The organism is Terribacillus jepli, assembly GCF_047228925.1.
GTDB lineage: Bacteria > Bacillota > Bacilli > Bacillales > Amphibacillaceae > Terribacillus.
Genome location: NZ_JBFEGH010000014.1, coordinates 65068 through 77443 on the forward strand (window position 1 = coordinate 65068; position 12376 = coordinate 77443).

At 44.7% G+C, this 12376-nt stretch carries 13 protein-coding genes and 1 pseudogene; 13 read left to right on the top strand and 1 reads right to left on the bottom strand.

The features are described from left to right. The first annotated feature begins 56 nt into the window (after positions 1 to 56). The 6 genes from AB1K91_RS15270 (at position 57) to AB1K91_RS15295 (ending at position 6795) form a co-directional block, all read left to right on the top strand. Positions 57 to 914: a carbohydrate ABC transporter permease gene (locus tag AB1K91_RS15270; RefSeq protein WP_413091015.1), complete on the top strand. Its 858-nt coding sequence runs from the start codon at positions 57 to 59 to the stop codon at positions 912 to 914. Between the two features lie 16 nt (positions 915 to 930). Then, a complete protein-coding gene (locus AB1K91_RS15275) occupies positions 931 to 1755 on the top strand; it encodes a carbohydrate ABC transporter permease (RefSeq protein ID WP_413091016.1) in 825 nt (274 codons plus the stop codon). A gap of 12 nt (positions 1756 to 1767) precedes the next feature. Then, positions 1768 to 4899, top strand: a complete 3132-nt coding sequence (locus tag AB1K91_RS15280; RefSeq protein WP_413091018.1) for an alpha-mannosidase — start codon at positions 1768 to 1770, stop codon at positions 4897 to 4899. A 67-nt stretch (positions 4900 to 4966) separates the two neighbouring features. Beyond that, positions 4967 to 5281, top strand: a complete 315-nt coding sequence (locus AB1K91_RS15285; protein ID WP_413091019.1) for an NUDIX domain-containing protein — start codon at positions 4967 to 4969, stop codon at positions 5279 to 5281. 206 nt (positions 5282 to 5487) lie between these two features. Then, complete coding sequence (locus AB1K91_RS15290; RefSeq protein WP_413091020.1) at positions 5488 to 5901, top strand: MerR family transcriptional regulator; 414 nt, start codon at positions 5488 to 5490, stop codon at positions 5899 to 5901. A gap of 147 nt (positions 5902 to 6048) precedes the next feature. Continuing rightward, positions 6049 to 6795: a class I SAM-dependent methyltransferase gene (locus AB1K91_RS15295; protein WP_413091022.1), complete on the top strand. Its 747-nt coding sequence runs from the start codon at positions 6049 to 6051 to the stop codon at positions 6793 to 6795. On the opposite strand, the gene pabB is transcribed toward AB1K91_RS15295, so the two are convergent. Beyond that, the gene (pabB, locus tag AB1K91_RS15300; protein WP_413091024.1) at positions 6792 to 8525 is read right to left on the bottom strand and encodes an aminodeoxychorismate synthase component I; all 1734 of its coding nucleotides are present in this window, start codon (positions 8523 to 8525) and stop codon (positions 6792 to 6794) included. The genes AB1K91_RS15295 and pabB overlap by 4 nt on opposite strands. 137 nt (positions 8526 to 8662) lie before the next feature. Between pabB and AB1K91_RS15305 the strand changes: the two genes are divergently transcribed. From AB1K91_RS15305 to AB1K91_RS15335, 7 genes and pseudogenes are all read left to right on the top strand, one after another. After that, a complete protein-coding gene (locus AB1K91_RS15305) occupies positions 8663 to 8845 on the top strand; it encodes a hypothetical protein (protein ID WP_093728108.1) in 183 nt (60 codons plus the stop codon). A gap of 20 nt (positions 8846 to 8865) precedes the next feature. Continuing rightward, positions 8866 to 9048 (top strand): hypothetical protein, encoded by a 183-nt coding sequence (locus AB1K91_RS15310; RefSeq protein ID WP_413091026.1) that lies wholly within the window; start codon positions 8866 to 8868, stop codon positions 9046 to 9048. Between the two features lie 45 nt (positions 9049 to 9093). After that, a pseudogene (locus AB1K91_RS15315) lies at positions 9094 to 9568 on the top strand (GNAT family N-acetyltransferase). 386 nt (positions 9569 to 9954) lie between these two features. After that, the gene (locus tag AB1K91_RS15320; RefSeq protein WP_413091027.1) at positions 9955 to 10479 is read left to right on the top strand and encodes a GNAT family N-acetyltransferase; all 525 of its coding nucleotides are present in this window, start codon (positions 9955 to 9957) and stop codon (positions 10477 to 10479) included. A gap of 11 nt (positions 10480 to 10490) precedes the next feature. Next, positions 10491 to 10679 (top strand): hypothetical protein, encoded by a 189-nt coding sequence (locus tag AB1K91_RS15325; protein ID WP_413091029.1) that lies wholly within the window; start codon positions 10491 to 10493, stop codon positions 10677 to 10679. A gap of 227 nt (positions 10680 to 10906) precedes the next feature. Beyond that, positions 10907 to 11590 (top strand): chitosanase, encoded by a 684-nt coding sequence (locus AB1K91_RS15330; RefSeq protein WP_413091031.1) that lies wholly within the window; start codon positions 10907 to 10909, stop codon positions 11588 to 11590. Positions 11591 to 11691: 101 nt separating this feature from the next. Continuing rightward, entirely contained in the window at positions 11692 to 12369 is a 678-nt protein-coding gene (locus AB1K91_RS15335; protein ID WP_413091033.1) for a methyl-accepting chemotaxis protein, read from the top strand. Positions 12370 to 12376: the final 7 nt, after the last annotated feature.

Here is a 12376-nt window from a genome sequence, read left to right on the forward strand (position 1 = left end):
GGGTGCTGGACTTTCCAGTACCCTCTGATTGGGCAGAAGAAAGGTGACGAATATGTATGCATAGGAAAGCGATACTTTTTTTGTCCCCATCTTGGATCCTTTTATTGTTGTTTTTCATTACTCCGATGTTACTGACTTTTGGTTTTGCTTTTACGAATTTGTCATTGACTGGAACAGACGCAGCCAATATTCAGTTTATCGGATTTCAAAATTTCGCCAACATGTTCCAGGATCCGGAATTTCGGGTCAGTGTGTTCCGGACAATTGTCTTCTTACTTTTCTCTGCTGTAATCGGACAGGTTGTATTAGGATTGATCATCGCTTTGCTGATGAAAGAAAAACGTCGTGGGTTTAGACGATTCATCGGTGTCATTGTGATTGCCGGCTGGGTCACGCCGGAGATTGTCGTTGCTTTTTGCTGGGTGGCTTTCCTGAGTGATGCAGGTACATTCAATAGCATTTTGCAAGGGATCGGTTTTGAACCGATCACCTGGTTGTTCACCTTCCCGATGGTTAGTGTCATCATCGCGAATATCTGGCATGGGACGGCCTTTTCGATGATGGTTTTCCAAGCGGCATTGGATGATGTGCCAAAATCGGTGCAAGAAGCAGCCGTGATTGATGGTGCATCACGCTGGCAGATTTTTTTCCGTGTGACACTGCCGATTGTCAAAGGGTCGATCGTGACCAATATGATGCTTGTAACCCTTCAGACACTTGGTGTATTCACGTTGATTTATACGATGACAGGCGGAGGACCGGGCAACGCTACGCAGATACTCCCGATCTTCATGTACAATCAAGCGTTCGTAAACTACCAATTCGGATACGGCACAGCCATTTCCCTTGTATTACTCGTCATCGGGACGATTGCAAGCCTGCTGTACATGCGTTTTATGAAAGTGAAACTATAAGGAGGAGGGATGCAGAATGAAGATATCAAAAAAAGAATTAGTGGTCCACTATCTGGCGCTGGTCTTTTTAGCCATCTGCTTCTTGCTGCCGTTTTTATGGCTTGTTTTCGCTTCATTTGATCAACAGGCGACACAAGCCATCAAGCTGCCGGAGAAGTGGACGCTGGATAACTTTACGGCCATTCTTTCAGACCCTAGTAATATCCGCTCGTTTGCAATCGGCTTGTTCATCTCGCTTGGGCAGGCAACGATCGTCGTGATTGTTGCCGGATTGGCTGCTTATCCGCTTTCTCGTTATCGGCTGCGATATAAGCGGTCGTTCCTGCTTACTATATTATTCATGACATCTTTGCCGATCACTGCCGTCATGGTGCCAGTCTATCAGCTGTTCCTCTTCCTGAACATCCAGGATTCCATCCTATTCACGACGATCTTCCTTGCAGCTTCAGGGTTGCCATATGCAATTTGGATGATGAAGAATTTCATGGACGCGGTGCCGGTCGAATTGGAGGAATCGGCATGGGTGGATGGGGCATCTGTACTGACTAGTATGCGAAAAGTGGTTGGACCGCTGATGCTGCCGGGAATCTTCACGATTGCCATCTTCACCTTTACAGGCAGCTGGGGGAACTTTTTCGTTCCGTATATTTTGCTTCAGACACAGGAAAAACTGCCGGCATCCGTGACGCTGTATCAGTTTTTCGGGAATTACGGCATCATCGAGTACGGCAAATTGGCAGCGTTTTCGATGCTGTATACGATGCCATCGATCATTCTTTATATCTTTGCTCAAAAATATATGTCCAAGGGCTTCAGCCTCGGTGGAGCCTCCAAGGGCTAAAGGAGTGTCAGTATGTTTGGTTTGAAAGAACGTCAGCTGGAAAGAAGAATAGAAGAATTGGAGAAATACCGGTATCAGGACCGAATTGATTTACAGCACTTTTTAGCGATGGACGATATGGAGAAGAAGGTGGCTCCGGAAGTTCCAGGACTGGAGGCTTTCAAAGAAAAGCTTTATGTGGGTGATCATTGGAAAGGTCGTGATCGTTATCTTTGGTTGGCGAAGGAAATCGACCTTCCGGATAAGTGGGCAGGAAAGCAAGTTGTTGGTTTATTCGATTTCGGTAAAACTGGCGGAGGAGGGAATTCGGGATTTGAGTCACAGTGCTATGTGAACAACGTGATGTATCAAGCGGTGGATTCCAATCATCAGGAATTATTCTTTGAGGATGATTGGCATGGTGATTCCATCTTCCTGGCATTCCGTCTTTGGTCCGGCTTGGAAGGAGGCGGCAAAAGGATAGATCAGGAGCACCAATTGAAACAGGCTCAGCTAGCTGTTTTCGATGAACAAGCAGATGATCTGTATTATACGGCCTTCGCCATTTTAGAAACGATACGAATACTGGATGAGAATGCCGCGGAGAGGGTTCAGCTTTTATCGCTTTTGGACCAAACCATCCGATTGATTGACTGGAGCTTACCGGGCAGCGATACGTTCTATCAGTCTGTCTATGGGGCAAATGATCATCTTCAGAAGCAGTTGGATGCTATGGACAGCACGTCGCCAATTACCATTCGCTGTATCGGCCATACCCATATCGATGTCGCGTGGCTGTGGCGTCTTAAGCATACAAGGGAAAAGGCAGGACGCTCTTTTTCCACTGTTTTGCGTTTGATGGAGAAATATCCAGACTATAAATTCCTGCAAACACAGCCGCAGCTCTACAGCTATGTGAAACAAGACTTCCCGGAACTATACGCCCAGATTAAAGAGAAAATCGCTGAAGGTCAGTGGGAAGTGGATGGAGCAATGTGGCTGGAGGCTGATTGCAACTTGCCTTCTGGTGAATCCCTGGTGCGCCAGATCCTGCAGGGAGCCAAATTCATTGAGAAAGAATTCGGCAAAGATGTACATTATCTCTGGCTGCCGGATGTGTTCGGCTATTCCTGGGCCTTGCCACAGATCCTTACGAAAGCAGGGATCAAGACATTACTGACATCCAAAATCAGCTGGAACCAATTCAATCGGATGCCGAATGACACATTCACATGGCGTGGTATGGATGGAAGTGAAGTCCTGACGCAATTCATCACGACGCCGGATCCATCCCCAAGGGAAAACACCTGGTTCGCCACTTATAATGGTCAAATTCTGCCAGATACCGTAACAGGTACTTGGGATAACTATAAAAATAAAGCACTTGCAAAGGAGCTGCTCCTTTCCTATGGATATGGGGATGGCGGTGGCGGCGTCAATAGGACGATGCTCGAGATGAGGCGGAGACTGGATCGGATACCAGGATTGCCGAACGTCAAAACAGGCGATGTGAAAAGTTACTTTGAATCGCTGCATCACCAAACCCAGCATACATCGGAATTCATGCCGGTTTGGGATGGGGAGCTATACTTGGAGTATCACCGAGGCACCTATACAAGCCAGGCTTACAATAAAAAAATGAATCGAAAAATGGAATTGGAATTGCGTGCAACGGAATTCCTCCATGTCTTCAAAGCGATACAGGCAGATGACTTTCTAAAATACCCATCCCTTACACTGGAAGAAGTATGGCGGACCGTATTGCGCAATCAATTCCACGATATCATTCCCGGCTCGTCCATTCGGGAAGTGTATGAGGACAGCAAGATGGAATATGAGGATGCATATGCAAAGCTTCAAACGTTACAAAAAGGGGCAGCAGATGAACTGACTGCAGATAAGAACCACACATGGAGTATCGTCAATTCCTCGTCATGGGAATTAGACGGTATCGTGAAAATAAATACAGAGGATTCAGGTGTATGGGAGGATGAAGACGGGGATGTTTTGCTGGCCCAAAAGCACAAGGCCGGCTGGCTGGTCGATGTTCCGGCGGTTCCGGGGACGGGTTGTAAACAAATCTATCTGAATACTGAAAAGGCAAGTTCAGAATCAGAGGAAGAGTGGTTCGAATGGAAGAATCGCGAGCTGGTAACCCCTTTCTATGAAGTGAAATTCAATGATTATGGTCAGATTGAGTCATTGTTTGATATAAAAGCAAAAAGGCATGTCATAGCAAAATCAGAATCCGGAAATGTATTTCAGGTGTTTGAGGATAAGCCGCTAGATTATGATGCCTGGGATATTGATTTGTTCTATCAGGAGAAAAAGAAGGAGATTACGAATCTGCTTGATTTTACTTTGAAAGAAGCAGGGCCGCTCCAGCTTGTCATGGAAGCAAACTGGCATTATGGCAGTTCGACGATCCATCAAGATATCATTTTCTATCGCAATCGGAAGGTGATCGATTTTAAGACAGAAGTGGATTGGCATGAACGGCAGCAATTATTGAAAGTGGCCTTTCCTGTCCAGATTCGGGCTACGGAAGCAACGTATGATATCCAATATGGCAACGTCAAGCGGCCGACACATTGGAACACTTCCTGGGATGTAGCTAGGTTTGAATCGGTTGCCCATCAATGGGTGGATTTCTCCGAGCAGAATTATGGGGTCAGCTTGCTGAATGATGGCAAGTATGGACACGATATCAAAGATCATACGATTCGCCTGTCCTTGCTAAAATCCGCAATCGCACCGGATATCGAGCAAGATCAAGGCCGCCACTTCTTTACGTATTCCCTTTATCCGCATGAAAAAGGATGGGTGGAAGCAAATACGGTACAGGAAGCTTGGAAGCTCAATCAGCCGTTCCAAGTATACAGCGGAGGCAAAAAGGAAAGCCTGGAAAAACTATTTGTTATTGATAATCCATATGTACAGCTCGATGCAATCAAAAAAGCGGAGGATAATGACGACATCATCATCCGCTTCCATGAATACACAGGGGGATCACAGGAGGTAATAATACAGCTTGCCTTCGCGTATACGAGCTGGCAGGAATGCGATCTGCGGGAAAGAGTAATAGACAAAAAACCTAACAAAGGTAAGATAGCGTTATCCTTCACTCCCTATGAGATAAAGACGATTCGTCTATCCAAATCCTGAGAAAAGTCCTTTATGGGCTTTTCTTTTTTGCTGTATACTACGTTTACCAATGATAAGGAGAGAGACTATGCATCTGTTCGGTACAAAAGAGCCTGACCAAAAATATATAAAAAGGCTGGCGGTATATGGGATAATGTACGACCATTCCAGCAGAATAGGCGTGATCCAAAGAACATACGACAAGTTGCTTTTTCTGCCAGGGGGAGGGATGGAAAAGGAAGAGAATGAGTTGGAAACCCTGAGGAGAGAGGTCATGGAAGAAACAGGATATTCGATTAGCAAGCCATCATTCCTATGTGAAGCGACACAATTTTTCCAGTCAAGGGATGGTAGTCAGTACATACAGAACATAGCGTCTTTTTTAGCTGTACGCCTGGATTAAAAGAAATGGAGCCAGTGGAGGAAGATCATGAGCTGATTTGGCTGCCGCCTGATGAAGCTGCAAGCGGATTGTTACATGAGCACCAGGCCTGGGCGGTCCGAAAATGGAACGGACTTCCATAGGTTATCAAGGCTTTGGAAACTACCTTTTCTATAGTATACTTTAGGAAAGTGTTTCCAGTATACATACGCTAAGGGGGAATGTATTTGTCCACGCAAGAAATGCAGTATACAGCAAAGGATCTGGCTGCTTCATTGGATGTAACAACCTCGACACTCAGAAGATGGGCGATTGCATTGGAAGGTGCCCATTATTTATTCCAACGAAATGAGAAAGGGCAGCGGATTTATACGGAACAAGACATTGCTACTTTGGAAGAACTAAAGAGATTGCTTGGAGAAAAACTGTCATTCGCAGATGCGATCCAGCAGCTGACTGGGCATAGCCAGACAAAAGAGCAAAAGGCAGAAACTAAAAAGCTGGATATAACCTCGGAGGAATTGGAGAAGCTCATCTCGCAAGCAGTGAAAAAAGCAGTGAAGAAAGAAAGGGAAAAGCTGTTCAAGCAGGTGAAGAAACAGATGAAAAAAGAGATGGAGAAGCTGAAGGATAAATCTTGAAAAGGTCACGATGGTGATCTTTTTTATTACTTGAAGCAGATACGCCTCAATCTAAATGATACAAAAGTCAGAATCATAAGTCTAGTATTTTTTTTTATTTGATACCAAAATGGAATTGTATTCGATTATAGATTAGGAGGCGATATCATGAAGCAGAATATTTATGACAATGAGGTGTTTTTTACCAATTACAAGGCTCTTCGGGAAGATCCGGTGAATTACAATGAACTTCTGGAACAGCCGGAAATCAAACGGATGCTGCCCGACTTGAAGGGCAAACGTGTCTTGGACATCGGTTGTGGCATGGGAGACTTGGCAAGGTATTGTGCAGAGCAAGGAGCAGCAAGTGTGACAGCGATTGATCCATCCAGTAACATGCTGCAGGAAGCGAAAAATAGAAATTCCCACCCCGCAATTGAATACGTTCAGACAGCTTTGGAGGATGCGGTGATGGCAAGCGAAAGCTATGATATTGCCGTCAGTTCACTTGTGATGCATTACGTTGCAGGCTATGAAGCAGTCATCCAATCCATCCATGCTGCCTTGAAAGAAGGGGCTATCCTCTTGTTTTCCACCGAGCATCCAATCAGCACTGCCAGAAAAGAAGGCGATAAATGGATCACGGATGCAGAAGGGAACCGGCTCCATTTCGCCGTTGACAACTATCACGAGCAAGGCAGGCGCGAGACAAAATGGTATGTGGACGGAGTGATTTACTACCATCGATCGATTGCGTCGTTATGCAATGGACTTATCCGGAATGGTTTCAGTCTGGAAGAAGTAATCGAACCGATTCCGGATAAAGCAGCAATTGCTAAGCTTCCGCGCATCGAACATGAGCTGCGCCGGCCATCTTTTTTGATTTTGAAGGCAAGAAAAGCAGCCCGTCCTTAATCGACGGGCTCCATTTCCACCCAGCCGCGGACACTATTGATCAGCCAGATGCGTGAGGCAGCTTGGAGATCGTTTTTCGTCAAGACAGCTTCTTTGATCGTACCTTTTACCGTTAATTCTTCCCGCAATGTGCCTGGCAGCAAGCCGCAGGCCAATGGAGGCGTAAGCAGTTTGCCATCCAGCTCCATGACGAGATTGCCGATCGTGAATTCCGTCAGCTCGCCTGCTTCATTCCAGAGCAGCGTGTCAAAAACATCTGGCTCCTCCATCTTGTAATCTTCGTATATTTTACGATGAGTCGTCTTGTGATAATAGTATCGATTTGTCTTGTCGATAGGTGTGGCAGCCAATGCGAATTTTTGCTTACCTTTTATTGGAGCTGGCATCGCACTATAAAAAAGTTCTAGCTTTCCGCGTTGATCAGCTAAAATTCGTATCCGATGGGATTGTCCCGGATACGATGCTTGATGTTTACGCAAGAGATTCTGGACCTGTGCTTCCTCGATTGGAATACTGAAATAATCTGCTGACTGTACCAGACGATGAATATGTCTATCCTCTAACACGAAAGCACCATCTTCATACGCGATTGTTTCCAGCAGTTCGAAGTCAGGAAGTTGTTCCTGCAGCACCGACGATTTGGCGATAGCTTCCTCGTACTCTCCATCGGCAGTGGAGTCCCAGGTGATGCCTCCGCCGACGCTATAGGTAGCCTGCTGGTTAGTTTTATTGACTATCGCTGTGCGGATGGGCACATTAAAGACAGCCTCACCGTTTGGCTCGATATAGCCGATGGCGCCGCAATAGACTTCACGTGGTTCCGGTTCGATTTCAGAGATGACTTTCATCGTGCTTGCTTTGGGAGCACCTGTGATCGACCCGCATGGAAAAAGTGCACGCATGATATCGATAATCGTTGTGTTTGGTAAGGTTTCCGCTTCGACAGTTGAGGTCATCTGGTAGACAGTCGGGTATTTCTCAATTGTATATAAAGCCGGGACGCGGACAGTACCAAGCTTGGCAACCCGGCTGATATCATTGCGCAAAAGATCGACAATCATGACATTTTCAGCACGATCCTTAACGGATGCTGCGAGGGTTTCCCGCTGTTTTAGATCCTGCTCGTATGCAACCCCGCGTTTGATCGTACCTTTCATTGGCTTCGTGGTGATACGTTTGCCATCCCAGCGGAAAAATAACTCAGGAGAAGCAGATAGCACCGCCATATCTTCCCAAGCAAGATAGGCAGTATAATCAGCACGCTGCGCACGCTGCATCTGGCGGAAAAGAGCAGCAGGATCACCTGTAAAACGGGTACGCAGACGCATTGTGTAATTCGTTTGATAGGTATTCCCGGCAGCAATCTCCTCTTTGATAGTCTGAATAGCCTGCTCATACGCTGTTTTTTGGATGGCTGGCACCCAATTCAGTTTTTCAACTGCAGCATCCGTTGCGCCAGGCTGTTGTTCACCAAAACTTTTATAGATACCAAATTGCAAAAGCGGCAGCGCTGATCCTTCGACTGTGGCATAGCTAGAATCAAATGCTCCTGCAGCCTCATAAGAAAGGTAGCCAGCTGCGTAGAATCCTCTTTTTGTATATGCTTGCACCTGCTCGAGACAGGGTATGACTTCTTCTATTGTGCGGGCAGTCAGCAATTTATGCTGCCCCGTGAATCGCCGATGCCGGGTCTGTCCATCTGCATCAGCAAAATTGAAATAAGCGTACATGGAACATCTCCTTTCCTGCCTTCCTAGTATCTCACATAGCGAATTTCCGGAACAGCAAATTGAAATAGTGTAATAATTGAAACCATTTCCATAAATTTTCCGTATCAGATGTATAAGATCACAGGAGGAGTTGCAAGTTGCGGACAATCCAAGTGTTGAAGGAAATAGGTTTTTGGGTATTTGCAGTTATCTATCTGATTGGAATCCGGCCAAATCTCGATGGATATGTCCTGTGGATACCGGATCTTTTGATATGTGCAGCAATTGTGCTCTCGCTGGCTGCTTATGTGCTCCGCTTTGTACGGAAAAAAGAGTATTGACGAGGAGGAGGTATGCAAGAATGAAACGTTTCAACGCTACCGATGGCATTATCCTGCTCACTTTCATTTTGTTTATGACAAGTGTCGATATAAGTCATCTTCGCTGGTTGGAGTGGATGGTGCTAGTGATATACAGTGTATGGGCTTTTTTGTTGGGGTTAAAAGCAGTAGCCGTGTTGAAGCAGTCAAAAACTGAGGACTAATACATGTCTATTACTTATTCCCTTTATCGCAATGGAGGCAAGAAAATGAATATCACGTTACATAAGGCGACAGATGCAGATGCAAAACAAATTTACGAATACCAAAAAGCTTCCTTCCAGCCGCTGCTTGATAAATACCTGGACATGGAAACAAACCCAGCCAATGAGCCATTAACCCGTACACAGATCCGTATCAACAGACCAGATGGTGGATTCTATAAAATAATGGCAGGCGGTCAATTTGTAGGAGCTATCTGTATTTTTTCTGAAGATCCTGGTACATATTGGATCAGTCCGATGTTCGTTCATCCTTCTTATCAAGGTAAGGGAATTGCACAACAGGCATTGAAGAAAGTAGAAAATATGTTTTCTGATGCAAAGGTGTGGCGTTTAGCTACACTGCGGGAAGAGAAGGGAAACTGCTATCTATATGAAAAAGCAGGCTATCAGCTGACTGGTAAAGTACAACCTTTGAACGTACGGGCTACATTTGGTTTATTACGAAAAATGGTTAATATAGTATGCGTCGTATGATTATGCGAAAAGGCATAACGCATGTTAGAGGATTGGTTGATGCTGTCCATCCTTTTAATGGGCAGCATCAACCGATACTAGCTTTTCTATTTCATCATGAAATTCGAAATACGATAGATACAGTATACGACAGCAGAAGTGCTTACCTTGCTGAAATTCACAGAGTGATGGAAGGGGTGAGTGGTGTATTCCTTCCTCCTTGCTCTTTTTATCCTATCATTAGGAAGGGATAACGGTGTGACAATGGTGACGCCGTGCCGGGGTGTCCCCTAACTAGCCTGTAGGGTTATCGAGCCAGATCACTTTATCGGACACTCTGGTTTCGAGATGTGGGGGGAAATAGGAATATGATATTAGGAGGCGGAAGCAAAAATGATTGAAGTGCGGTTAGTCAAAGAACAGGATGCAGCAGATCTCTTATCACTGGAACTGCGCAATAAGGAATTCTTCCAGCTTTATACAGGTAAGCGTGAAGAGCATTTCTATACATTGGATGGACAAAGCGAGCGTATCAAGCGGGCGGTTGTATCAGCCGACGAGGATACCGGATATCATTATGTGATTCTTTTGGACAGAAAAATCATCGGTATTGTATTGTTATCGGAAGTATTACGTGAGAATCTGCAAAGCTGCTGGATTGGTTATTTCTTGGATAAAGTGCAGAACGGTAAAGGATATATGACGGAAGCGGTTCGTCAGGTAGTCGATATCGCTTTCGATGAATTGGAATTTCATCGGCTGGAAGCAGGTGTCATGCCGCATAATATCGGATCGATCAAAGTGCTGCAAAAGGCAGGGTTCCATAAAGAAGGTATTGCAAAACAAAATGTCAAAATCAATGGAAAGTGGCAAGATCATCAAACTCTTGCTATCATTAACCCTCGGGACCTCATGTAAAGGAGAGGGAAATGATGAATAAATGGCTGCTAATAGCAGGCGTACTATTGGAGTTAGTCGGAATCCTATTGATTTTGTTCTGGCGTATTGATGATATGCTTGCGATTATTTGTGGTATAGCAATTATCATAATAGGGATAGTACTTTTCCAAATCGGTTATTGGCGGATTGTAAAAGCTCGCAATAATAAGAGAATATGATAGGGTCAGCACTGATCAGGAGTAGGACCTTTTAGACCAAGACAAAAGAAATTCCCAATTAAATTGGGGATTTTTTTGGTTCAAGACGGAGCATTATGAATGGTTGAAGCCTAGTACTTGCTTAGGCAGTTGTAAGGAAATACTGGCTTTTCCATAAAGACACCTATAAAGAAAGGGTTCAGGATTCTAAAATACCCGTTATGCAGCTGAGAGAAAGAAGTGTCGGAATGAAAAAGAGATTCATTTATGTATTATTTTCATTGTTAGTGATTTTTGGAGGTATATATTTCTTCCAGTGCAAGGAAGGAAATACAGATATAAATACGCAGAAGAAGAACCCTGATAAAACGATAGAAAATAGGTATTATCGTCAGATTGTCTATTCATTTGTTTCGAGCGCTGAGAATTCCTCCACTGATTATGAAGAACAATATTCATATATGGAGGATATCCAGGATGGCCGGGGGTATACAGCTGGTATTATTGGTTTTACTTCTGGAACTGGGGACCTACTTGAGGTAGTAAAGGAATACCAAAAGATAAAACCTGCTGATAATATCTTGGTAAAATACTTGTCTCCTTTGGAAGCAGTCGAGGGGTCTGATTCCCACGAAGGTTTGGGGGCGGCTTTCGAAGAGGACTGGGAAAAAGTCGGTCAGACAAAAGAAATGATGCAAGCACAAGATAATATTGTCGACAAAATATATCTTTATCCTGCGATAAAATTTGCTGAAGAAGATGGATTGAGTTTATTAGGTCAATATATTTATTATGATGCGCTTGTTGTTCACGGACCAGGTGAAGATCCAGATAGCTTTAATGGGATTAGAAAAGAAGCACTAAAAGTAAGTAAGTCACCGTCTCAAAAGGGGAAGGAAGCGGAATATTTAAAAGCTTTCTTCAGAATCTGATCAATGAAGATGTCACGATTGGGATTTACAGTACAGAAAAGCTTATTATCAATTATCCTGCTAAAACCTTCTCATTGAATGTGACGCCTGGCGATCCATTGATGGATGGGGATATCGTAGCAGCAGCAATCCGTCAGAATAAAAATCAGTATGCAGTTGTGCCAGAGGAGCTTTTCGGTGTAAATATTATCGCCAGGGCGATACCGTTGCATGATGAAGCAGGAAACGTAATTGGCGGTGTAGGTGTTGGATTGAGCATTGAAAGTGCAAATCAGTTATCTACCATAGCTTCGAACCTTTCTGGAGTTATCGGTGACGTTACAGCGACGATTCAAGATATGGCACAGTCCATTTCCGGTTTGGCAGAAGGCATGTCTTACATATCGAAAAAAGCAACAGAGGTTACGGAGAGCGTGGATGCCATCGAGGAAGTTTCCAATGTCGTCAAAGGTATAGCAGATCAAAGTAACTTGCTTGGTCTCAATGCAGCAATTGAATCGGCTCGCGCAGGGGAACATGGCCGGGGATTCAGCGTAGTAGCGGATGAGATTCGCAAGATGGCCGCCGGGTCCAAGGAGCAGGTAACGGAGATCCATCAGATCACAGAAAAAATCAAGACGGTGATTAGCAAGCTGGGCAATTCGATTCAAGAAGCAAATGCAGAATCGGATACACAATCAGCTGCCATCGAAGAGCTGACAGCGACGATGGAGGAAATTAACACAAACGTTAAAACGCTGGCAAAACTAGCAAAAGATAATATCTCAATCAAAGATTAATAGAGGT